Origin of the sequence: Streptomyces sp. 35G-GA-8 (genome assembly GCF_023534745.1) — a bacterium.
In the GTDB taxonomy this organism is placed as follows: Bacteria; Actinomycetota; Actinomycetes; order Streptomycetales; family Streptomycetaceae; genus Streptomyces.
On the sequence record NZ_JAMHJQ010000004.1, the window covers coordinates 213,515 to 236,990 of the forward strand.

The following is a 23,476-nucleotide window of genomic DNA, read 5'->3' on the forward strand; positions in this document are numbered from 1 at the left end:
ATTCTACGGGGACGTACCGACATCCCTGGACCGTCCGATACGCGGCCGGGGCCGCCGGAGCCGTCCGTCCCAGGTCAGGCGGGCAGCGAGCCGAGCGGGACAGCCGGGTCGGCGAGGGCGTCCGGATCCAGCCGGGCACCGGAACGGATGAGGCGCTGGATGTCCTCGGTGACGTCCCACACGTTGACGTTCATCCCGGCGAGCACCCTGCGGTCCTTCAGCCAGAACGCGCAGAACTCCCTCTTTCCGGCGTCGCCGCGCACGACCACCTGGTCGTACGAGCCGGGTGGGGCCCAGCCGGAGTACTCCAGGCCGAGGTCGTACTGATCGGAGAAGAAGTAGGGGATCCGGTCGTAGACGACGTCCTTGCCGAGCATGGCGCGGGCGGCGGCCGGGCCGCCGTTGAGGGCGTTGGCCCAGTGCTCGACACGTACCCGGTCGGCGTAGGGAGGGGCGCCCCACCCCGGCAGGGGTACGGAGGCCACGTCACCCGCCGCGTAGATATCGGGGTCGGAGGTGCGCAGCGCCGCGTCCACGACGATCCCGCCGCCCTGCGCGCGGTCGGCGAGCGCGAGACCGGCGGCCTCGGCGAGGGCGGTGCGCGGGGCGGCGCCGATCGCGGCGAGCACATCGTGGGCGGGGTAGTCCTCGCCGTCGTCCGTACGGGCCGAGAGGACCATGCCGTCCTGTCCGGTGATCTCCGTGAGCCGGACCCCGAAGTGGAACCGCACGCCGTGCTCACGGTGCAGATCGGTGAAGAGCTGGCCCAGCTCCGGGCCGATGACCCGCAGGAGCGGGGTCTCCTCGGTCTCGATGACGGTGACCTCGGCGCCGTAGCCGCGGGCCGCCGCCGCTACCTCCAGGCCGATCCAGCCCGCGCCCGCGATCACCAGATGGCCGTTGTCGCGGCCGAGGGAGGTGAGCACCTGGCGCAGCCGGTCGGCGTGCGCGAGACGGCGGAGATGGTGGACACCGGCCAGGTCCGTGCCGGGGATGTCGAGGCGGCGCGGTTCCGCGCCGGTGGCCAGCAGCAGCTTGTCGTACCGTACGGAGGCGCCGTCGCCGAGATGTACGCACCGGGTGTCCCGGTCGATGGAGGTGACGGTCTGGCCGAGATGCAGCTCCACCTGGGCCTGGGCGTACCAGGCGGGCTCGTGCACGAAGACGCTGTCCCGCTCCTCGGAACCGGTCAGATATCCCTTCGACAGCGGCGGGCGTTCATAGGGATGGTCGCGCTCGTCACCGATGAGGATCACCCGGCCGGTGAACCCTTCCGCACGCAGGGTTTCCGCCGCCTTGGCCCCGGCGAGTCCACCGCCGACGATGACAAATGTCCGATGTGCGTCGACCACTTGATGCCTCCTCTTCGCGCTGCCGCCATCTGTGAGCGTCCCGCACGGAGCGTGATGGCGAAAGAGGGAGCGCTCCACGGGCATGTCTCACTGCTGTGATCCGGCTACTCTCCTGCAACCGGTGATCCGGAGCCGTGAGGCATGAGGGGCGCATGTCACTCCTTCATCGCACCACGTTCATCGCACCACCTTCATCGGAGCAGCGCTCATTGGACCATTGGACGCGCTGACGAGCGGGGTCAGAGCGGTGATGAGCGGCGGCCGGTGAGCTCCGCGTGGAGGGAGCGGGCCGCCGCGTCGGTGAGCGACGCGATCTGGTCGACGATCACGCGTTTGCGCGCCCGGTCGTCCCGGGCGGTGTCGAACAGCGCGCGGAACTGCGGATCGAGCCCCTCGGGGGCGCGGGCCGTGAGCGCGTCCGCCAGCTCGGCCAGGACGATCCGCTGGTCGGCGCGGAGGACCTCCTGTTCGGCTCGCTGCATGACATAGCGGTCGGCGACGGCCTTGAGGACCGCGCACTCGTACCGGGCCTCGCGCGGGACGACCAGTTCGGCGGCGTACCGGGTGAGCGGGCCCGTACCGTACGCCCGGCGGGTGGCGCCCTCGGCGGCTTCGCAGAAGCGGCCGATGAGCTGGCTGGTCGCGTCCTTCAGCCGGGACTGCGCGACGGCGGATCCGTCGTACGAATGCGGCCACCACTCCTGCGCCATCAGCCGGTCGAGCGCCGCGGCCAGTTCCCGCGGGTCCGTGCCGGCGGGTACGTAACGGCCGATGGCCACCGCCCAGATCGTGCTCCGCTCGGACGCGGAGGTGAGCGCGGCGGGGTCGACATGGCCCGCGTGCAGCCCGTCCTCGAAGTCATGGACGCAGTAGGCCACATCGTCGGACCAGTCCATGACCTGCGCCTCGAAGCAGGTACGGCCCGCCGGCGCGCCCTTGCGCACCCAGGTGAAGACCGGCAGATCGTCCTCGTAGACACCGAATTTCGCCGAGCCAGGCTCGGTGGGATGCGCGCCGCGCGGCCAGGGGTATTTGGTGGCGGCGTCCAGTGCGGCCCGGGTGAGGTTGAGGCCGACGCTGACCAGGCCGGCGTTCTCGGCGTCGTCGGCCGCGGAGGCGTCGTCGGCTGCCGAGGCCACCGCCTCGGCGCGGACGAAACGTTTCGGCTCGATACGGGTGAGCAGCCTCAGCGACTGGGCGTTGCCCTCGAAGCCGCCGCAGTCGGCGGCGAAGTCGTTGAGCGCCTGCTCACCGTTGTGGCCGAAGGGCGGGTGGCCCATGTCGTGGGAGAGACACGCGGCCTCGACGAGATCCGGGTCACAGCCGAGCGCCGCGCCGAGCTCGCGGCCGACCTGGGCGCACTCCAGGGAGTGGGTCAGCCGGGTACGGGGGCTGGCGTCCCACTCCTGGCTGCGCGATCCGGGCGTCACCACCTGGGTCTTGCCCGCGAGCCTGCGCAGCGCGGAGGAGTGCAGAACGCGCGCGCGGTCGCGCTGGAACGCGGTGCGGCCAGGACGTTTGTCGGGCTCGGGTGCCCAGCGTTCGGTGGCCGCGTCGTCGTACCGGCGCGCCGGTTCCGGAGAGTGCGGTGTGGTGGTATCGGTGGTGCCTGCCATGCCCCGAAGGTAACCGGCGCGAGTGACCCGCGCGGGCTCCGGGCGCGGGCTCCGGGCGCGGGTCGTACCGGCTCGCCGGAACCGCAGGCCGTTGGGTCGCATCTTTATCAGGAAGATCGAATGTGTGACCACGTACGAGTGCGTGGAGGTGACCGCGCGGGTGCGTGGGAGAGGAGAGCTCGATGAACAAGCCACTGAGGCGTATCGCCATCTTCTGCGGGGTGCTCGTACTCGGCCTGCTGCTGCGGGCCAACTGGCTTCAGTTCGTCCAGAGCGACAGCCTCGCCAACCACGAGAACAACCGCCGGGTGAAGATCGCCCAGTTCTCGCAGCCGCGCGGGGACATCATCGTGGGAGGCCGGCCGGTCACCGGCTCGAAGGAGGTCACGGACGCGGAGTTCGCCTACCGGCGTACCTTCTCCGAGGGCCCGATGTACGCCCCGGTCACCGGCTATGCCTCGCAGGCCCAGGGCATGTCCCTGCTGGAGAAGACGTACGACAAGGTGCTGAGCGGACAGGACGACCGGTTCGCCTTCGGGCGCGCCCTGGATGTCCTCACCGGCGAGAAGCCACGCGGCGGTGATGTGATCACCACCATCGACCCGAAGGCGCAGAAGGCCGCCTACAAGGGGCTGACCGATCTGGACGCCCGGGGCGCGGTCGTCGCCCTCGATCCACGGACCGGCAAGGTGCTCTCGCTCGTCTCCACGCCCTCCTACGATCCTTCCGTCTTCGCGGGGCTGTCCTTCAAGGAGGGCGACAAATTCAAGGCGCTCGACGCCGACAAGGGCAAGCCGCTGGCCAACCGGGCGCTGCGGGAGACCTATCCGCCCGGCTCCACGTTCAAGATCCTCACGGCCGCCGCGGCCCTGGAGCACGGAGTGGTCACGGACATCGACGCCCCTTCCGACGCCGTCTCCCCCTATCCCCTGCCGCTCTCCAGCAACAAGATCGGCAGTGAGGCGGGCGACGAGGTGTGCGACCGGGCCTCGCTGAAGACCGCCATGCAGTACTCCTGCAACAACGTCTTCCTCGACGCGGCGTCCAAGGTCGGCGCGGAGAAGATGCGCGAGACGGCGGAGAAATTCGGGTTCAACGCCGATGTCTACTCCGACGACTTCGGGGACATGCTGGCCACCAAGAGCCTCTACCCCGAGAAGCTGGACAAGCCGGGGACCGCGCTGACGGGCATGGGTCAGGGCAGTCTCACCAGCACCCCGATGCAGATGGCCATGGTGACCGCCGCCCTTGCCAACGGCGGGAAGCTGATGCAGCCCTACATCGTCGAGGAGCTGCGCGGTCCCGATCTCTCCAGCCTGGACAAGCGCGAACCCGCGATCAAGAGCCAGGCCGTCTCCGCGGAGACCGCGGCACAGGTGCGGGAGATGATGGAGTTCACCGCCGCGGAGGGCAGCGCGAAGAGGGCGCTGATCGACGGCGTCACGGTCGGCGGGAAGACCGGCACCGCGCAGCGCGGGATCGATGTCAGCCAGGAGGTGCCGTACGGCTGGTTCGTCTCCTACGGCCAGAAGGGCGACGCCTCCGTCGCCGTCGCTGTCTTCATCGACCCCACGGACATGGACATCTCCCGTGCGGATATCTCCGGAGGCAAGCTCGGCGCTCCGATCGCGAAGAGCGTCATGAAGGCCGTGCTCGACAGCTGAACACTGCCCTCAGGGCTGATGTCAGAGGTGCCGCGAGGGCCGCGTCATAGCGGTGGAGCAGCAGCCGGGCCATCGCGGGGTGCGCGCCGAGCGGGGCGGTGACGAGCCGGGGCGCGGTGACGAGCCCGGATCCGGCGGCGGCGCTGCGGGTGGCGAAGTATCCGGGTGCGGTGAAGTACGAAGCGATCGCGGTGCGGTGGCGGCCCCGGGCGGCGAGGGCGCGCAGGGCCTCGGGGACGGTGGGTGAGGCGGCGGAGGCGTAGGCGGGGACGACCGGTACGCCGCCGAGACGCTCGCTGAGCATCAGGGCCGTACGGCGGGTGTCCGCCGCCGACTCGGGGTCCCGCGATCCGGCGGCGGCCAGGACGATCGCGGCGTCGTGCCCGGTCGGGTCGGTGCCCAGGTCCCGGTCCGTACGGTTTCCGTGACGCGTACGCTCCGTCGGGTTCGTCGGGCTCATGGGCCAGCCGGCCTCGACGAGACGGGCGTACAGCGCCTCGACCAGCAGCGGATGCGGCCCGAGCGGGGCGGCGATCCGGGTGCGCAGGCGGGGCGCGACGGCGGCGGCGAACGCGGGCAGGTCGCGCTTGATGTGCACACCACGGCTCAGAAGAAGGGGTACGAGGACGGCCCGGCCGGCGCCGAGGGCGGCGAGGGTGTCGGGCAGCCGCGGTTCGTTGAGCTCGATGTGGCCGAGCCGTACGTCGAGACCGGGGCGCAGTTCGCGGACCCGGTCGAGCAACGCGGTGATGGTGCGCAGGGCGCGCGGATCGCGGCTGCCGTGGGCGACGACGAGGAGGGTCGGTGCCGGGCAGGGGGAGGCAGGGGTGTCGCCGCTCGTGTTTCTCACGGTTCCGTTCCGTGTGACGTGGCTGAGCTGGTGACCGAGCCGCTCGGTGATCCGGGCGAAGAGCTGCCCCGCCGTGTCGAAGGGGAACGGCTCCTCGTCCCGTGGCTCCCATGGCTCCTGTGACTCCTGTGACCCCCGCGGCTCCCGTGACTCCCATGGCTCCCGCGGCTCCCGCGGCTCCCGTGCGGCGGGGTGTGGGGGTGACATGCGGTGGTGTGCCGACTCCGTCATGAACCGATCGTGGCGGGTCCGGATTGCCGGGCGGTTGCGCGCTGGTGACGGTGGTTTTCCACCGCCTCACCAACGGCGCGGGGGCGTTGTCAGACCCCTCACTTAGTGTGATGGCAGTTCGGAACCAGAAGGTCGGGGAGGGGTCCTGCCATGGGCTGGATCGAGACAACGGGCGGGTATGCCATCGCGCTTGACGGCACGCGCGTGGTGTGCCGGAACGCCGCGGGGCGGGCGCTGAAGCAGGTGCCGCCGAAGCTCAAGGACGACGCGGAGGTCGTGCGGCTGCGGCAGCTGGCGGAGTGGCTGGAGCGGCACGAGCGGGAGTGCCGGGAGCAGGTGGACACCTGGCTGGTGCGTTCGCTGCCGGTGCCGGTGGCTCTGCTGGCGCGGGTGTGGCCGGACGAGGCCTGGCAGTCGGCGCTGCGCGATCTCGTGGTGGCCCCGGTGGCGGCGGACGGCTCTGCGGAGACGGAGCGTGCCGGTTTTCTGCGGAACGCCGATCCGGCGCGGGGGCTGGGGATCGTCGATCTGGACGGGGATTCGGTGTGGCTGGACGCCGCCGAGGTGGAGACGGTGCTGATTCCGCATCCGGTGCTGCTCGAAGAGCTGGCGGATCTGCGGGAGTTCGCGGCCGAGCTGGGGGTCGAGCAGGGCGCGGAGCAGCTGTTCCGTGAGGTGTGGCGACGGCCGGAGGGTGCCGGGGACATCACCGGGGGTGCCTCCGGGGGCGGTGGTACGGCGCAGGACTGGCGGGCGTACGCCGACGGGAAGTTCGCGCAGCTGCGGCACGCCACGGCCCGCGCGGTCTCGCTCGGCTACCGGGTGCGTGGCGGCCAGGCGGTATGCCCGCTGGTGGAGAACGGCCGGCAGCTGGAGGCGGCGTACTGGCTGGGGGACGACTACCCCGAGTCGGAGACGCTGACCGGCTCGCTGGAGTGGCGTGACAAGGCGGGGCGGCGGCTGCCGCTCACCGAAGTGGGGCCGGTCGCCTGGTCGGAGGGCGAGCGGATGGCCGCGCTGGTGTACGCGGGCCGTGTGGTCGAGAGCGACGAGGAGAAGGCGCTGTGAGCGACATGCGACCGCTGGGCGGGGCACAGGTGGACGGGGAGCGGCTGGAGAAGGACCTGCGGGAGGCGGGGGCGGTGCTGCCGCTCGGCGGTGCCGGGGGCGATGTGCTGACGGCGCGTTCGTACGGCCATCCCGCGCTGGACGAGCGCGCGGTGGTAAGGCTCGTCTCCGGGGCGATCGGGGCGGCCGAGGATCTCGCTCTGGAGTATCTGGGGTTCGGCGCGGCCGAGGTCACCGAGGTCGGCCGGGTGAAGCGGGAGTCGCTGGGTTTCCCGGCCTGGGCGCTGGTGAACGACCCGGCCAACGGCCATCACGCGCTGGCCGTCGTCAAGGAGATGGAGCGGCTCACCCGGCTCGTGGGCACCAAGCCGGGGCTGGCCAAGGAGGGGTTCGACGAGATCGGCGAGCGGCTCGACCGCTCCGTCCCGCATTTCCTTCCCACCTACTACGAACAGGTGGCCCGGCTCTTCCTGGCCGTCGAGTCCCGGCAGCAGGCCTCGGTGTTCTTCGGCAAGGCGCGGGCGGCCGAGCAGCGGCACGCGCTGGCGGTCGACGAGGAGCGGCTGCGTGAGGTCTTCCTGGAGTTCGCCGGAGCGGGCGCGCTGACCGGCAAGGCGCTGCGTGAGCACGCCAAGGCACTGACGGTCCGGCTGTCGGCGGCCGAGGCGTACGGACAGTTCAGGGCGGTGTCGCTGGAGCGGTGCGCGGCCGGGCTCGCCCCGTACGCGGGCATGCTGGAGGATCTGCGCCGCCTCGCGAAGGGCGCGGGGCTGGACGCGGACGCGGAGGAGCGGTCGCTGCTCGCCGAGATCATCCACACCGGCCCGATGAACCGCGCGGCGGGGAGCTTCTGGAAGGCGGCGCTGCCCTCCCTGGCCGCCGTCGCGGCCGAGGATCGCTCCGTACGGGAGCGGCTGCTGACGCTGCTGCCCGCCACGGGCGGTGACAGGCCCGAGGAGTTCGACGCGTCGTGGCTGACGCTGCTCGACCGGTGCGGGGCGGTCGAGCTGCTGGTGGACGGGACGGTCCCGGCCGCCGAGTGGCTGTCGTCCTGGGCCCGGCACCGGCAGCGCGGCTGGCGGACCACCGTCCGTCTCGAAGCCGAACTGACCCTGGTGGAGAGGCTGGTGGCGCGGCTGGTGGCGGACGGCACGCCGGTACGGCTGCTCGGCCGTTACGGCCGGCGCGTCTCGGCGGATCTGGATCTGCTGGACGCCTGTCTGGCGTGGGGCGTGCCGGTCGCCGGGCCCTCGGAGGGCGCCTCGCACCTCGATCTGGCCGACTGGCTGACGGACGAGCGCGAGGGGCGCAGGGATCTGGTGGCGCTGACCACCGATCCCCGGTTCAGGGGCCTGCTGCGCGCGGGCGTGGAGCAGTTGGCCGACAGCGGTGACTCCCCGGACCGGCTCGACCGGATCGCGAACCATCCCGCTCTGCGTACCGCGCTCGTGGGCTGGCTGGCCGACCGCGCCGACGATCTGTCGCGGCCCTTCGGACTGCCCGAGCTGGACAGCCTGTTGCGGCGGCTCAGCCGCTTCTCCTCGCCGTCCGTGCTGGCCACGGCGCCGGAGGCGGTGCGGCGTATCACGGCGGTCTCACCCACTCCCGCCCTGGCGAGGACCTTGCGGGCGGGCATTCTCGACGAGCTGGGCTGGCCCGCTCTGGAGGAGGCGCTGCCGGGGCTCGGCCCGGTCGACGTGAAGGCCTCGGGACTGCGTTACGGCTACCGCGCCGACACGTGGTACCAGACGCGGGACTCCTGGCCCACCCTGCTGGTCCGGGTCAACAGGCAGGTCGCGGCGGTCGGACCGACGGGCGTGCTCGACCAGCGGCCGCTGACTCCCCCGACGACCTCGTCCTCTTCCTGGGACACGACGACCGTCCGTTACGTCGGGGGCCAGTGGCTGATCGCCAATGGGCACGGTGACGAACGGCGGGCCGCGTGGTCGGGCCGTCCCGCCGAGGTGTTCAAGCCCAAGGGCGAGCTGAACGACCACTGGACGGACGCCCAGACGCCGTCGTTCGAGCTGCCCGACGGAGGGCGTTGCTACGGCGGGCGGCCGGTGTACGCGGGCGACACCTCGTTCGCGGCCGAGCGCCGCCCGGTCGCCTCGGACGGCATCTCCGTATGGGTGCTGCACGAGAACCAGTGGTGGGAGTACGACCCCGAGTCGGCCCGCAGGGGCCGGGTGTCAGTGCCCGCGTTCTTCGACTCGGCGCTGACCGAGGGCGGCGGGCGGCTGCTGGAGCGGGCCTGCCGGCTGCTGCCCGTACAACCGGGACTGGAGTCCTCGCCGTTCGGCACGAAGGACGGGCTGCTCGGCTGGTGGGTGACGTACGACCCCAAGGAGGGGACGCTCACCGCCTGTTCGGTGGACGGCAGCCGGAGCCCCGCCGTACCGGTCCCGGCGGGCGCGCGCGTCGAGTATCTCAGCGACGGCATTCCCCTGCCGCCGCTGCGGCTGCCCGGCGGGGCCTCGCTGTATCCGCGGGAGAGCCGTGGTTTCAGCCCGGCGGTCTCCCTGTACGACGCCGAGGGCGTCCAGCTCGCGCACTTCGAGGAAGGCGGCCGGGGCGGCGCGTACGCGGCGGGCACGCCGTTCGTGGCGCCGTTGGCGTACTGGCACGCGCTGCGGACGCGTGACGAGCGGGGTTCCGCGGCGCTCCGCGCGGTGACGGACGCGGACGCGCGGGCGCTGCTGGCCTCGGTCGCGGAGGGGACGAAGGCGGAGGCCGCGGTGCGTCTGCTGCTGCCCGGCATCACCCACCCCGGGCTGGTGGCGGGCGTGGCGGGGCTGGTGGACGAGGCGGCGCGGCACAGCGGGCGTATCGCCACGCTCGCCGCGCGAGCGGCGCGGGGGCCGGGCTCCGAGGACGTGAAGGAGGAGATCCGGTACGCCCGCGACGCCGTGCTGAGCAAGGCGTTCGACGGCTTCGCCGTGCGGACGTACCGGTACTACTACCGCCATACGCCCAAGGAGAGCGCGACCGTCCTCGAACAGATCCGGCTGCTGCCGAAGGCGCTGGCACCGGCCGCGGTGCCGGGGCGCACGCCGATCGAGCAGACGGATCAGGGGTGGGTGACGCTGGCCGGATCCGGTATGACGGCGCTCGCGCTGCGCGCCGCCTCACCCGCCATCTCCGACGAACACCGGGCAGCGCTCATGGAGTTCCTTGACGCGGCGCTGGCCGTCGAGGTGGATGGTGACGCGCTGCTGATCGACCCGCGCGGACGGCTGCGCGCGATGGAGCTGCGGATCCCCGGCAGCGACGGGAGCAAGCTCGCCGGGGAGGTACGGCACGCGGAGGCGCGGCGGCTGGTGATTCTCGGCCAACTGCGGTCCGACGACAAGGACGCGTACTGGCACTGCGTGGAGTACGACCCGGCCGGGGCCTTCGGCGGCTGGGACGGCTGCGTGCTCATCGAGTCCGAGGTGCTGGGCGCGGCGGACGATCCGGTACGGGCGCCGGTGGTGGCCCGGGTCATGGAGCTGGTACGGGAGCGCGGCCCGCTGCCGTACCGCCCCGAGCAGGCCCTGGAGTTCGCCGAGCGGGTCGGGATCGCCGCGACCGCGGGCGCCCTGCTCCAGCTCGGCTCCCCGGGGATAGGCCGCTACCGGGGCCAGGGGGTGCTGACCGCCGCGTATCTGGAGCCGCTGGGTGCGAAGAACGCCGAGGTGGAATGGGGGATCGCCACGCTCGACGCGCTGAGCGCCGGAGAGCGCCGGACCTTCAGCGGGCTGCTGCTGCCGACCGATCCGGAGCGGGTGGCGCAGCTGTGGACCACCGGTTTCGCACTGGAGCCGCTGGTGGAGGCGTGGATCGCGGCGCGCGGCAGGCGACGGCCCGTACCTCCCGCGCTGATCAGACAGCTGGTTGCCGAGATGCGCGGCGGCACCACGGCGCAGGAGGTGCTCAACCCCGAGTGGCGGGAGGAGCTGACCGGCCGCACCGAACAGCGGCTGGTGGACGGGGAGCTGGAGCCGGCCGAGCCGCGGCGGTTGCTGACCGGACCGGCCCTCTGCGCCATGGTCGACACGCTGCGCTGGCTCGCGTACCGGCTGCCGTACGGCGACCCGCTGCGCGAGGTCCTGCCGGTCACCGCGCGCATGCTGCGGAAGCGGCTGGCCGACCCCGGTCTGCTGCTGCGTCTGGGAGTCGACCACAACGCCGCCCATGATGCCGTGTCCAGGCTGCTGCGCGAGGCCCGTGGTCTGGCCCCGGAGCGGGGCGCGGGTGACAAGGAGATAGTCGAGCTCTCATCGGCGCTGGTGCTCACGCCCTCGCGGTACGGGAGCACCTGGGACGCGGTGTGGGTGCGGCCCTCCGCCGTACTGCCCCCGGAGGGAACGGACGGTACGGGTCGGCGCGAGGGCGGCCCCGATCATCCGGACCTGACGCTGCTGGTGGCGACAGCGGGCGAGCCACCGCAGCTGAAGGCGCTGCGGACGCTGCTCGGCGCGGAGTTCATGGAGCTCGTCACGGCGGACGGCCCGCCGGGTCACCCGCAGGACCCGCGGCTCGGTGCGCCGGAAGTGGTGGCAGCGGCGGGTGAGCGGTTCGGACTCTCGGAGGACGCCGCCGTGCTCTATCTGATGCTGCTCGCGCTCTCTGATCCGACCGACCGTCACCAGGCCGAGTGGACGGGGTGGAAGCCGGCCAGGCTGAAGCGGGCGAGGGCCGAACTGGCCGCCACGGACCTGGTGGTGGAGGCCAAGCGCGCGCGGGCGGGCCGCTCGCTGTTCCTGCCGGGCGGCTGGCTGGAGCAGCAGGCGCCGCGGCTGCCCATGGAGAGCTGGAAGACGGCGCTGCTGCCACGGGGCCTGCCGCTCTATCTGGTGCCCGACCGGCCGGTGCCGGAGCTGTACAGGGCGGCGTGGCGGCGGATCGTTGACGGCGATACGCCGGGGTTCGAGGAGTTCCAGGGCCGAGGCGGCCGGGGAGGCAGACGATGACGGTGACAGACATGACGGCGGCGGAGACGACGGCCGCGGAGCGGGAGCCGGGGCGGCAGCTGGAGCTGCCGGAGGACCGGTACGCGGCGGAGCTGGCGTTCCTCGCGACGTACGACGACGGCCCGCGCCCGCCGAGATGGCGGCTGACGCCGCGTGCGGTGGTGCTGTTCGTCTGTGGTTCCGACGGCGAGGCGCTGCGGTCGCCCGACGGCGGACAGCTGGTCGTGACACGGAAGTTCGTGGGCGACCGGGCGTTGGTGGAGCGGTGTGTGGTGACGCTGGCGGGCGAGCGCGGACTGCTGCTCGTCGGTGAGCCGGGCACCGCCAAGTCGATGCTCTCCGAGCTGCTGTCCGCCGCGGTGTGCGGCAGCAGCACGCTCACGGTGCAGGGCACCGCGGGCACCACGGAGGACCAGCTCCGCTACGGCTGGAACTACGCGCTGCTGCTGGCCAAGGGGCCGAGCCGGGAGGCCCTGGTGCCCTCCCCCGTGCTCACGGCCATGACACGTGGCGCGGTGGCCCGGGTCGAGGAGGTCACGCGCTGTCTGCCCGAGGTGCAGGACGCGCTGGTCTCGATCCTGTCGGAGCGCCGGATGTCCGTGCCCGAACTGGCGGGCGGGGAAGGCGGGGACAGCACGGTGCACGCCGTGCCGGGCTTCACCCTGATCGCCACCGCCAACCTGCGCGACAAGGGCGTCTCCGAGATGTCCGCGGCCCTGAAACGCCGGTTCAACTTCGAGACGGTCGGGCCGATCGGCGATCTCGACGCGGAGACCCGGCTGGTCCGCGATCAGGCGACGGCGGCGCTCGTGCGCGGCGGGGCGGCGTTCTCCGTGGACGACACGGTGCTCGAAGCGCTGGTCACCGCGTTCCGGGATCTGCGGACGGGGCGGAGCGCGGAGGGCTGGGAGATCGAGCGCCCCTCGACGGTCATGTCGACGGCCGAGGCGGTGCATGTGGCCACGTCGATGGGGCTCGGCGCGGCGTATCTCGGCGACGGACGGGATGTTCTGCGTACGCTGCCGGGCCATCTGCTCGGGACGGTACGCAAGGACGATCCGGCGGACCACGCACGGCTGTTGGGGTACTGGGACGGCCCGGTGCGCCGCCGGGCGGAGGCGGGCGCTCCGCTGTGGCGGACGCTGTGGGGGCTGCGCGATGAGCTGGGATGAGCCGGAGCCCGGGGCGGCGACGGTCGGGGTAGGGGCGGCCGGGACGGAGGCGGCCGGGGCTGGGGCGGGTGACGCGTCGGCGGGTGGCGCCTCGGTGGGCCCCGGCGAGGGGCCTGCCGAGGCGGTGGCCGGGCTCGCCGGGTGCCGGGAGCCGTATCTGATCGGGGTACGGCACCACTCCCCGGCACTGGCCGCGGCGGTACCGGCGATGCTCGACCGGGCGGCGCCGGAGGTGCTGTTCGTCGAGCTGCCCGAGGAGTTCGCGCCCTGGCTGCCGTATCTCGCCGATCCTGCGACTGTCGCCCCGGTCGCCCTGGCGGGCGGCCGGGCCGGGGCGGCGGGCGGCGGGCTGGTGTTCCTGCCGTTCGCGGAGTTCTCGCCGGAGCTGGCGGCGATCCGCTGGGCGCGGGAGGCGGGGGTGGAGGTCGTTCCGTTCGATCTGCCGCTGACCGCCCGCGCGTCCGGTCCGGGCGTGGATGCCGAGCCGGACGGGGCAGGTGAGTCGAACGGTTCGGAGGGCTCCGGTGAGTCCGGTGAACCGGCCTGGGCCGGTGGGGCGTTGGCCGCCGCGCTGCGGGCACGGGCCGCGGGGCGGCCCGGGGACGATCTGTGGGACCGGCTGGTCGAGGCGGAGGCGCCCGGTTCCGGCCCGGAGGCGCTTCGGCGGGCCGCGCTGCTGGTCGGCTGGGCCCTGCGGGCGGACGCGGGCACGGTCGATCCGCACGATCTGCGGCGCGAGGCGAATATGCGGCGCCGGCTGGCCGAGCGTGGGGGCCGCCGGGCGGCGGCCGTGATCGGCGCCTTCCACGCGCCCGCGCTGCTGCCGGGCGCCGCCGGCCCCGGCCCCGGGGACGTGTCGGCGGGGCCCGGGAACGTGCGGGCCGCCGAGGCCGTCGTCACCTCGCTCGTGCCGTACTCGTACGCGCTGCTGGACGAGCGGTCCGGCTATCCGGCCGGGATCCGCGACCCGGAGTGGCAGCGCGGGGTGCATCTCGCGGCGGGCGATCCCGCGCTGCTCGACGATCTGCTGACATCGACGGCGGTACGGATCTGCGCGGCCGTTCGGGACGCCGGGCATCCGAGCGGGCCGGCCGACGCGCGCGAGGTGGTCCGGGTCGCGCGCGACCTGGCGGCGCTGCGCGGGCTGCCCGCCGCCGGGCGCGGTGAGCTGGCCGAGGCGGCGCAGACCGTGCTCACACAGGGCCGGTTGTTCGGGCGGGGCCGGGTGGTGGCCGCCGCCATGGAGCGGGTGCTGGTGGGGACGCGGCAGGGCAGACTCGCGCCGGGTACGCCGCGTTCCGGTCTGGGGCCGGCCGTGGAGGCGCTGCTCGACGGCCTGTCGCTGCCCACACCGGCCGCGCCCGGCCGCCGGGAGCTGCGTCTCGACGCGCACCGCGGCGATCTGGACCGGCGCCGTGAGCTGTGTCTGCGCCGGCTCGCCGTCTGCCGTGTCCCGTACGGGGAGGAGGGCGAGGTGGCGGGCGTGGGCGACGCCGCGCCGCTGACCACGCGCTGGGTCGTGGCCTGGTCTCCGTCGACCGCCGCGATGCTGGATGTGGCGGGAGTTCACGGAGTGACGCTCGAACAGGCGGCGGCCGGGATGCTGCGCCGACGGCGTGCGGCGGAGCGTGAGCGCGGCGGGCCGACCGCGGCCGAGGTGCTGTCCGGCCTGGAGGACGCGGTGCGTTGCGGACTGCCCGCGCCGGCCGCGGAGCGGCTCTCCGAGGCCGCCGGGCTGCTGCCCGCGTCCGGCACCCTGCCCGAGCTGCTCACCGGCCTCGCCCTGTTGGACCGGATCGGGGCGGGGCATCTGCCGGGGCTGCCCTCCGGGTGGGAGCGGGACGCGCTCGGCGCGGCGTACGAGGAGCTGGCCGCGGCCGGGGTCCGGGCGCTGGACGGGCTCGCCGGTTCCACCGAGCCGGCCGACGCGCGCGCTCTGGTCTCGCTGGCCGGCAGGGCGGCCGGGGAGCCCGGGCGCCTGGCGAAAGCAGCCGCGTCCGGAGTGGGAGAGGGCGAGGCGGCGGATGTGGGCGCGCGACGCACCTCCGGACAGGATCGGGGCGGTGGGTTCCGGCTCGACGCCTCGCTGAAGCGCCTGGACGCCGAGGCGACCCCGTTGATCCGGGGCGCGGCGGGGGCGGCCCGGGTACTGCTGGGACACCGGGAGGCGGCGGAGTTCGGTACGCGTCTGGCGTCCCGCGTGGACAGCGCGACGACCCCCGAACTCCGCGCCGACCTGGCGGGATTCCTGCGCGGGACGCTGCTCGCGGCGGGCCCGCTGCTGGAGACCGGCCGCGCGCTCGATCCGCTGCTGGAACGGATCGAGGCCCTGCCCGACCGCGGCTTCCTGGACCGGCTTCCCTCACTGCGCGCGGGTTTCGACACGCTCGCCCCGGCGGCCCGTTCCCGGCTGCTCGCCGTGGTGGAGGACCGCACGGGCCTCGCGGCGGGCACCCTCCCCGGGGTGCTGTCGGATCCGGCGGCGTCGGCGCTCCTGGCGGCGGCCGATCTGGCGGGCCGAGAGGCCCTGGCGGCACGGGGGCTGGACGCGGACGCTCCGGCGGGTCCGCGTGGCGGGGTGAGTGAGGCACAGGCGCCCCCCGGTGCCCCCGGCGGCTCCGCCGGCTCCGGTGACCCCGACGCCCCCGGCGGCTCAGGTGCACTGGACCACGGCTCCCCCGGTGGGGGCGATGCCCCGGCCGGAGCCATCGCGCTCACCCCCGGTGAGCGATGGCGACTGCTCCTCGGGCGGGGGCGGGAGCTCACCGGTGGAGCCGCCCGGATCGCCGGTGCGCTCGATGAGTTGTACGGGTACGGACGGGGCGAGGGCGCGCGCGGTGAGGAGCGTGGCGCGGGCGGCTCCCGGGGCGGGGACGGGGCTTCGTATCCCGATGTCCGCTCCTGGTCCGAGGAGTTGTCGGCGCTGTTCGGGCCCGGCGTACGGGAAGAAGTGCTCGCGGCCGCCGCCGATACGGGACGGCTCGACGCCGCCCTGGAGCTGGACCCGGCCTCGGCCCGGCCGTCGGTGGAGCTGCTGCGCACCGTCCTCTCGTACGCCGGTGGGCTCCCCGAGCACCAGCTCGCCCGGCTGCGGCCCCTGGTGGCCCGGCTGGTGGCCGAGCTGACCGAGGCGCTGGCCAACCGGCTGCGCCCCGCCCTGACCGGGCTCTCCCATCCGCGCCCGACCCGCCGTCCCGGCGGGCCGCTGGATCTCGCCCGGACGCTGCGCGCGAATCTGGCGAGGGCCCGCCGCGATCCGGACACCGGCGCGGTGACGGTCCTGCCGGAACAGCCCGTCTTCCGTACGCGTGCCCGTAAGGCGGCCGACTGGCGGCTGGTGCTGGTCGTGGATGTCTCGGGTTCGATGGAGGCCTCGACGGTCTGGGCCGCGCTCACCGCCTCCGTACTGGCCGGAGTCCCCGCGGTGAGTACGCACTTCGTCGCGTTCTCCACCGAGGTGCTCGACCTCACCGACCAGGTCGACGACCCGCTGAGCCTGCTCCTTGAGGTACGGGTCGGTGGCGGTACGAACATCGCGCGCGGGCTGCGCCACGCCCGCGAGCTGGTGACGGTGCCGTCCCGCACGCTGGTGGTACTGATCAGCGACTTCGAGGAGGGCGGCCCGGTCTCCCCGCTGCTCACGGAGGTACGGGCGTTGGTCGACGCGGGCTGTCATGTCCTCGGCTGCGCCTCGTTGGACGACGAGGGACGGCCCCGGTATTCGGCCGGTGTGGCGGGCCAGTTGGTGGGGGCGGGCATGCCGGTGGCGGCGCTCAGCCCCCTGGAGCTGGCCCGGTGGGTCGGCGAACGCGTAGGAGGTGCGCACCGATGACGGATTCCGCGGCGGTACTGCCGCCGGTGACCGCCGAAGTGGCGGCCGGGGCGCTCGATCTGCTGCCCGCTCGACTGCGCAAACGCGTGGACGGGGCCGTGGCGAAGGCCGCCGGCTGGCCGGTGGAGGCGGCGCGGGACGGTGTCCTGGTACGGGTCGCCGAGGACACGGCCGTGACGTTGAGAGTGACGGCCGGGATCGTGGCCGACCCGGACGACGCGGTGTGCAGTTGTCTCCTGGCCCCAGCCTGTCTGCATCGCGCGGCGGTCCTGTCCGTCGCCCCTCTCGCGGTGTCTGAGGAGGAGGAAGAGGAGGGGACTGACGGAACTGGCAGCGCTGACGGGACGTGCACGACTCACGCGACTGACGGGGCCGATGGGGCTCATGGGGCGTTTGGTCCGGAGGGGGAAGGGGAGCCCGAGAGGGGACAGGGCGAAGCCGGGGCACCGACGCCCGCGGTCGCCGACGAGTCCGTGCTCACCCCCGTGCTCACCCCGGCCCAGTCCATGGCTCTCGACGCGCTCCGGGAGGCCGTGACCGCCGTCCTGGTCTCGGGCATCTCCGGCTCCGGCGCGGTCCACCGCGCCGAATTGCTCCATGCCGCCCACTCCGCGCGGCTGGCGGGGCTGCACAGGCCCGCCGGCACGGCGGTACGGATCGCGCGGCTGCTGGGCGAGGCCCGTTCCGACGACCCGGCGTTCCGGCTGTCCGGGCTGTCGGGCGAGCTGGCGGAGCTGCTGGATCTGGTGCGCCGCCCCGTCGCCGCGCTCTCCCCGGCCCGCCGCGCCTACCGGCCGGAAGGGCCGCTCCGGTTGTACGGACTGTTCACCGAGCCGGTGGTGACCGCGTCCGGATACGCGGGCGCCACGGTCTACGCGCTCGCGCCCGACGGGGCGCTCCGCACGCTCTCGGACGTCGCTCCCGGTGGACCGGACCGCGCCCTCCAGGCCTCGGGGACGCCGGTGCCCGGCGGTTGTGCGCTCGGGCTGCGGGAGTTCGGCGACGGCGGCGGGGTGATCCTCACCGCGCCCACCGTCTCGCCGGACGGCCGGATCGGTGGTGGCGGAGCGGTACGTTCCGTGCGGGCCGCAGGCGCGGGCTGGCGGGAAGCGCCGCTCGCCACCCTCTGGCAGCGGCCACCCGCCGGACAACTGGCCTCGGCGCTCGGCTGGTTGTCCCAGCCCGCCGACGCCCGTTCGGCGGGGGGCGATCTGCTCTTTCTCGACGGTGTCGTCACCGGCGCGGGCTTCGCCGTGGCCGGGGGGCCCACGCTACGGCTCGCGGCGGCCGACGAGCGGCCGGAACTCCCCTACGCCGAGAACCTTTCCCTGCTCGCGAGCCGGCCCGGACTCGCGCTGCGGTTGATCGCCCGGGTGGTGCCCGACCGGCCCGACCGGGTGCATGCGCTCGCCGCGTCCTGGACCGGCCACGACGGCGAGCCGGTCCGCGCGGATCTGGGGCTGCGCCCGCTCAACCGCTCGCACATCCCGGCGGTACCGCAGGGACGCCCGGAGCCGATGGAGGCGGGGGCGCCGCCCGCGCTCCCCGTCGAGCTGGACCTGCTGCGCAGGGCCGTGGACCGCGCGGTCGCGGGCGGCCGCGCGGTGTCGGCCCTGTCGGCGGACGACGAACTGCCCCGCCGGCTGCGGGCGGTGGGCCTCACCACCGGCGCGCGGCGGGTCGAGGCGCTGACGGACGCGGCGGGGGACCGCCGCCATGACGTCCTGGGCCGGCTGCTGCCCGCCGATCCCGGGGGCTTCGCCCTGGCCTGGCTGGCGGCGGCGGTCTACGCGTCGGCGGCGACCGAATCGCTGCTGCTGGCGGCCTGGACACCACCGGACATATCCGCGAACTGATCGGCACCGTCGATCGTCATACAGAGCAGAGAGCGGGATCAACGGGAGATCCAGGACCACCCAGGGGGGACCATGCCACTGCCGAGGCTGTCACGCCTCCGCGCGTCACTACCGCGCGCGTCACGCCTGCGCGCGCTACGGCTGAAACGTCAGCCACGGCAGCCGGGAGAGGCCCGGCGCCCGCGTTTTCGGCTCACTCAACGCCGTCGGAGACACCTCGTGCAGGCCGTCATGCTCGGATGCGCACTCGCGCTGGCGCCCGCGACATGGATGCACGCGGTCGCGGACAGCCGGATCCGGGCGCTCGCCGAGGTCCCGGCCCGGGACGTCGCCGTGGTCTTCGGCGCCGGGCTGTGGTCCGGCCGGCCGACGCCGTATCTCGCGCACCGCCTCGACGCGGCGGCGGAGCTGTACGGCGCGGGGAAGGTGAAGGTCGTACTGGTGACCGGCGACAACAGCCGGGAGGAGTACGACGAGCCGAGCGCGATGCGGACGTATCTGGTCGAGCGCGGAGTGCCGGACGACCGGATCGTCAGCGACTACGCGGGGTTCGACACCTGGGACTCCTGTGTACGGGCCAAGAAGATATTCGGGGTCGACCGGGCGGTGCTGGTGACACAGGGGTTCCATGTCCGGCGCGCGGTGGCGCTCTGCGGGGCGGCGGGCGTCGAGTCGTACGGGGTCGGGGTCGCGGAGCCGCGTGACGCGACCTGGTACTACGGCGGGATACGGGAGGTGTTCGCCTCCGGGAAAGCGGCGGCGGAGGCGGTGCTCCAGCCGAATCCCATGTTCCTCGGGCCGGCCGAGACGGGGGTGGCCGAGGCGCTGGCGGCGGGCGGCGGAGGCGCCCGCTGACATCCGCTCACCCTCCCTGGCACCCGCCGCGATGCCCACCGTCCGTGTCCGGTCAGCGCCCGCGCAGATGGGCGAGCCAGTCGCCGCCCGCGATCAGCCGTCCGTGTGCCCGTAGCCCGTGGGCGACGCGCGGCGCCGCGAAGTACACCCATGCCCTGACCGGGGTGCCGTCGGACCGCAGGACGTCGCGGACCACCCGTACGTACAGGTTGCGCGGATCGCCGGGGGCCTCGTACCCCTCCAACTCGTCCAGCTCGGTGAGCAGTTCGTGGTACTTCCCCGGCTTCGCCGTGACCAGCTCGCCGACGACGGTGCCGGAGACGACCGCGCCAGGGGCAGTCGTGCCAAAGGCGGTGATGTCAGGGGCCTCGACCGCGTACGGGTAGCCGGGGCCGTCGTACAGCAGCGCTCCCGCCAGCCTGGCCGGTTCCTCCTCGGCCACGCGTCCGCGCAGGCAGAGGTCGTGATTCTGCTCGCCCGGCCGCAGCGTGCCGTAGACGAAGAACGGAAGCCCGCCCTCGGCCCTCATGGTGCGACGGTCTCCTCGGCGATCCACGTCAGATACTCCGCGCTCCCCCGCACCACCGGCGTGGCGATGATCTCCGGTGTCTCGTAGTCGTGGGCCTCCTTCAGATGCGCCTCCAGCGCGTCATAACGGGCAGCGGTGGTCTTGAAGAGGATCTGCCACTCCACACTGGTCTCGATCGCGCTCCGCCAGCGGTACACGGAGGTGACCGGCGCGGAGATCTGCGCACAGGCGGCGAGCCCGGCCTCGATCACGCCCCGGGCCAGATCCTCCGCCTTGTCGGCGCTGTCGGTCGTGGTCAGCACGGTCAGGCACGCGGCGAGCGGCACGGGCGGACTCCTTCGGGTTCCGGATGTTCGTGGCGGGCCGGGGGACCCTACACCGCGAGGTCCGCGAACCGCGAGGCGTACAGCCGCGCGTACGCGCCCTCCTCGGCCGCCGGGCAGTTCGTCGCACCTACGGATGAACCGGTCCGTCAACCGGAGTACGGGCGGACGGACTTGGCCTCGCGCAGCGCCAGCCCCCACCAGGCGAGCCGGTCGAGCATCGTCCGCGCCGCGGCGTCACAGGCGGCGGGGTCCCGGTGCCGGCCCTCGGCGTCGAAGTCCGCGTGCGCGTTGTGGAAGGAGACCGTGTCCCGGACGGTGACGGCGTGCATCTCGGCGAAGACCTGGCGCAGTTGCTCGACGGCGCGCAGCCCGCCCGACATCCCGCCGTACGAGACGAAGCCGACGGGCTTGGCCTGCCATTCCACGAGGTGCCAGTCGATCAGCGCCTTGATGGCGGCGGGGAAGGAGTGGTTGTACTCGGGGGTGAGGACGACGAAGGCGTCGGCGTCGGCCAGCGCCGGGGTGACCTTGTCGAGTTCGGCCCGTACGGCGGGTCCTGGGCGGGAGGTGAGGGGGGCCGACAGGTCCGTGTCGGCGAGATCGATGAAGGTGGTGGTGAAGTCCTTGCGCTCGGCGGCGCGGGCGAGGAACCAGTTGGAGACGACGGGGCCGAAGCGGCCTTCCCGGTTGCTGCCCAGGATGACGGCGAGCCGCAGCCTGCCCTTGTTCCCGGCGTGTCCGGGCACAGCTGTGATCGCGGATTCCCGCGTGGTGAGGTCCATGGGAAGAGCGTCATACTTCAACCTTGGTTCAGGTCAAGTTACGCTGGCCCGCATGACGCATCTCGCCTGGGACGCCAAGGAAGCCACCGTCGGTGAACTGGCCGAACGCAGCGGGGTCGCCCCCTCCGCGCTGCGCTTCTACGAACGCGAGGGGCTGATCAGCAGCCGCCGTACGACCGGGAACCAGCGCCGCTACAGCCGGGACACACTCCGCCGGGTCGCCTTCATCCGCACCTCGCAGCGCCTCGGCATACCGCTCGCCACGATCCGTGACGTTCTGGCGCTGCTGCCGGAGGACCGTACGCCCACCAAGGAGGACTGGGCCCGGATCTCCGAGTGCTGGCGCGACGACCTCGACCGGCGCATCCGTACGCTGCGGCGGCTGCGGGACAACCTCACGGACTGCATCGGCTGCGGCTGTCTGTCGCTGGACCGCTGCGTGCTCTCCAACCCCGGCGACGAACTGGCCTCGCACGGGCCCGGACCGCGTCGGCTCATAGAGGACTGACAGGCATACCGTGAGGCGCATGACAACTACCTCCAGCGCACCACAGCTCCTGATAGAGGTCGACGGCCGCCCCGCCACCGAGGCCGACCTGCGGCTCCGCGCGCTCGACACGTACGGGCACTTCACCGCCATGCAGATCAGGGACGGCCGGGTACGCGGGCTGGACCTCCATCTCGCCCGGCTGGACGCCTCGACCCGGGAGCTGTTCGGCATGGGCCTGGACGGCGAGCGGGTACGCGCCCTGCTCCGGCACGCGCTCGGTGACGTACGGGACGCCTCGGGGCGGGTGTATGCGCACCGGCCCGAGGAGGCGGGGGAGGTCAGTCTGATGGTGACAGTACGGCCGCCCGCGGTCCCGGACGAGCGGGCGCAGAGCCTGATGTCCGTCCCGTATCTGCGCCCGGTCGCGCATGTCAAGCATCTGGGCGGTTTCGCCCAGACGCACTACGGGCGGGTGGCCAGGAAGGCGGGCTTCGACGACGCGCTGCTGACCGGCGAGCGCGGGGTGGTGGCCGAGGCGGCGATCGCCAATATCGCCTTCTGGGACGGCGATTCGGTGGTCTGGCCGGACGCGCCGGTTCTGACGGGTATCACCATGGCGCTGGTGGAGCCCCGTCTCCCGGCCGCCGGTCTCCCTTCGGTACGACGTGAGGTCACCCTGGCGGACCTGCCCCGGTACCGGGCGGCCCTGGTCACCAACTCGCACGGGATCGCCCCGGTGAGCCGGATCGACGACACGGTCTTCCCCGGGGACGCGGCGCTGGTGCGGAGGGTGATCGAGCTGTACGACGCGGTGGAGTGGGACCGTATCTGAGTGACGGGACGGGGCCAGAGCTCCCGGTGCGCGGCACGCCTCCCCGGGTCACCCGTTCGGCGCGGCACGGACCGCTGCGCCGACGGACCACGGCCGCTCCGCCGTGACCTGCGACGACACCGGCACGCGGGCCCGGCAGGCGCCCTCCGACCGGCGAATCTGATCGCCCATCAGCAGGCGTGCGCGCTCCTGGGCGCCTTATCTCGGAGGTGACGAGTACCGCGCGTAGCCAGCCTCGGAGGATGCCACCATGCCCACCACTGTCCGACTGCACACCGGAACCGCCCTGGCAGCCGCCGCGATAGCCCTGACCGTCGCGGGCACTACGGCGGCCGTCGCCGGGGACCGTGACGGTGGCTGGGACAGCGGCCGGGAGACCGGCCGGGAGGGCAGTTGGAACGAAGGGCCCGTCGGCAGCGCAGGGCCCGTCGGCAACGCGGGGCCCGTCGGCGACGAAGGGCCGGTCGGCAACGAAGGACCCGCCGGCAACTGGGACACCGGGCGGGACCGTGGGAAGCCGGCCCGGCTGGAGCTGTCCCCCAGGCATGTGCGCCCCGGCACCACCGTGGTCGCCAGGACCACGGCCTGCGGACGCGAGGGCAGCGGCCGGGGCTTCGCCGAGTCCGTCGGCGCCGGGCAGTTCAGGCTGGAACGCCGCGCCACCCCCAAGGACGCGGTGGCCGGAGAGTTCCGGGTGGCACGCCACGCCAGAACAGGGACGCACAGCATCCGCGTGCGCTGTGACAACGGCAGAGAGGCCCGCGGCGAGCTCTTCGTGGAGCACGGCGGGCCGACCGGCCATGTGAGAACGGGGGTCGGCGGCAGCGTCGCCCCCGACACCACCCAGATCGCGGCGGGCGTGGCCATGCTGGCCGCAGCCGCCGTCGGCGGGACCTGGCTCCTGCGTCGCCGGGCGAGCGGCACGCGGGCAAGCTGACGGGCCGGCCTCCACCGCCCCGGTCCCGCCCCGCGTCCCCGTCCCCGTCACGCTCATCGCTGACGGGGGCGGGGAACCTCTCCGGCCCCCACCGCGCCGGAACACCTCCCCACACCGCACCGGAACCCC

Annotated in this window: 16 protein-coding genes; 10 read left to right on the top strand and 6 right to left on the bottom strand. The window is 73.5% G+C overall.

Annotated features, from left to right (window positions below):
* Positions 1 to 74 precede the first annotated feature (74 nt).
* Both M1203_RS10185 and M1203_RS10190 read right to left on the bottom strand, forming a co-directional pair.
* On the bottom strand, positions 75 to 1,352 hold the full coding sequence (locus tag M1203_RS10185) for an FAD-dependent oxidoreductase (RefSeq protein ID WP_249949249.1): 1,278 nt from the start codon (positions 1,350 to 1,352) through the stop codon (positions 75 to 77).
* Positions 1,353 to 1,591: 239 nt separating this feature from the next.
* Entirely contained in the window at positions 1,592 to 2,968 is a 1,377-nt protein-coding gene (locus M1203_RS10190) for a deoxyguanosinetriphosphate triphosphohydrolase (protein WP_249949250.1), read from the bottom strand.
* Positions 2,969 to 3,150: 182 nt separating this feature from the next.
* Between M1203_RS10190 and M1203_RS10195 the strand changes: the two genes are divergently transcribed.
* Positions 3,151 to 4,632, top strand: a complete 1,482-nt coding sequence (locus M1203_RS10195; RefSeq protein ID WP_249949251.1) for a penicillin-binding protein 2 — start codon at positions 3,151 to 3,153, stop codon at positions 4,630 to 4,632.
* On the opposite strand, the gene M1203_RS10200 is transcribed toward M1203_RS10195, so the two are convergent.
* Positions 4,607 to 5,713 carry a sirohydrochlorin chelatase gene (locus tag M1203_RS10200; RefSeq protein WP_249949252.1) on the bottom strand — a complete coding sequence of 369 codons (1,107 nt, stop codon included), beginning with the start codon at positions 5,711 to 5,713 and terminating at the stop codon, positions 4,607 to 4,609. The genes M1203_RS10195 and M1203_RS10200 overlap by 26 nt on opposite strands.
* 150 nt (positions 5,714 to 5,863) lie before the next feature.
* Here M1203_RS10200 and M1203_RS10205 point away from each other — a divergent pair, with 150 nt between their 5' ends.
* From M1203_RS10205 to M1203_RS10230, 6 genes are all read left to right on the top strand, one after another.
* Positions 5,864 to 6,781, top strand: a complete 918-nt coding sequence (locus M1203_RS10205) for a DUF4132 domain-containing protein (RefSeq protein ID WP_249949253.1) — start codon at positions 5,864 to 5,866, stop codon at positions 6,779 to 6,781.
* Between the two features lie 5 nt (positions 6,782 to 6,786).
* Positions 6,787 to 11,736 carry a hypothetical protein gene (locus M1203_RS10210; RefSeq protein ID WP_374402757.1) on the top strand — a complete coding sequence of 1,650 codons (4,950 nt, stop codon included), beginning with the start codon at positions 6,787 to 6,789 and terminating at the stop codon, positions 11,734 to 11,736.
* Positions 11,733 to 12,908 carry an AAA family ATPase gene (locus M1203_RS10215; RefSeq protein ID WP_249949255.1) on the top strand — a complete coding sequence of 392 codons (1,176 nt, stop codon included), beginning with the start codon at positions 11,733 to 11,735 and terminating at the stop codon, positions 12,906 to 12,908. The genes M1203_RS10210 and M1203_RS10215 overlap by 4 nt, the downstream gene beginning before the upstream one ends.
* Positions 12,895 to 16,740 (top strand): DUF5682 family protein, encoded by a 3,846-nt coding sequence (locus M1203_RS10220; RefSeq protein ID WP_249949256.1) that lies wholly within the window; start codon positions 12,895 to 12,897, stop codon positions 16,738 to 16,740. Before M1203_RS10215 ends, M1203_RS10220 begins: the two co-directional genes overlap by 14 nt.
* On the top strand, positions 16,737 to 18,596 hold the full coding sequence (locus tag M1203_RS10225; RefSeq protein WP_249949257.1) for a hypothetical protein: 1,860 nt from the start codon (positions 16,737 to 16,739) through the stop codon (positions 18,594 to 18,596). The genes M1203_RS10220 and M1203_RS10225 overlap by 4 nt, the downstream gene beginning before the upstream one ends.
* A 72-nt stretch (positions 18,597 to 18,668) precedes the next feature.
* Positions 18,669 to 19,451 carry a vancomycin high temperature exclusion protein gene (locus M1203_RS10230; RefSeq protein ID WP_374402610.1) on the top strand — a complete coding sequence of 261 codons (783 nt, stop codon included), beginning with the start codon at positions 18,669 to 18,671 and terminating at the stop codon, positions 19,449 to 19,451.
* A 52-nt stretch (positions 19,452 to 19,503) separates the two neighbouring features.
* Here M1203_RS10230 and M1203_RS10235 read toward each other — a convergent pair whose 3' ends face one another.
* The 3 genes from M1203_RS10235 to M1203_RS10245 form a co-directional block, all read right to left on the bottom strand.
* Complete coding sequence (locus M1203_RS10235) at positions 19,504 to 19,980, bottom strand: gamma-glutamylcyclotransferase family protein (RefSeq protein WP_249949259.1); 477 nt, start codon at positions 19,978 to 19,980, stop codon at positions 19,504 to 19,506.
* The gene (gene cutA, locus M1203_RS10240) at positions 19,977 to 20,306 is read right to left on the bottom strand and encodes a divalent-cation tolerance protein CutA (RefSeq protein WP_249949260.1); all 330 of its coding nucleotides are present in this window, start codon (positions 20,304 to 20,306) and stop codon (positions 19,977 to 19,979) included. The genes M1203_RS10235 and cutA overlap by 4 nt, the downstream gene beginning before the upstream one ends.
* A 146-nt stretch (positions 20,307 to 20,452) precedes the next feature.
* Positions 20,453 to 21,088, bottom strand: coding sequence for an NADPH-dependent FMN reductase (locus tag M1203_RS10245; RefSeq protein ID WP_249949261.1), 636 nt, complete (start codon positions 21,086 to 21,088; stop codon positions 20,453 to 20,455).
* Positions 21,089 to 21,140: 52 nt separating this feature from the next.
* Between M1203_RS10245 and soxR the strand changes: the two genes are divergently transcribed.
* The 3 genes from soxR (at position 21,141) to M1203_RS10260 (ending at position 23,347) form a co-directional block, all read left to right on the top strand.
* A complete protein-coding gene (soxR, locus tag M1203_RS10250) occupies positions 21,141 to 21,596 on the top strand; it encodes a redox-sensitive transcriptional activator SoxR (RefSeq protein ID WP_249949262.1) in 456 nt (151 codons plus the stop codon).
* Between the two features lie 19 nt (positions 21,597 to 21,615).
* Positions 21,616 to 22,410 (top strand): aminotransferase class IV, encoded by a 795-nt coding sequence (locus M1203_RS10255; protein ID WP_249949263.1) that lies wholly within the window; start codon positions 21,616 to 21,618, stop codon positions 22,408 to 22,410.
* Positions 22,411 to 22,660: 250 nt separating this feature from the next.
* The gene (locus M1203_RS10260; RefSeq protein WP_249949264.1) at positions 22,661 to 23,347 is read left to right on the top strand and encodes a hypothetical protein; all 687 of its coding nucleotides are present in this window, start codon (positions 22,661 to 22,663) and stop codon (positions 23,345 to 23,347) included.
* Positions 23,348 to 23,476: the final 129 nt, after the last annotated feature.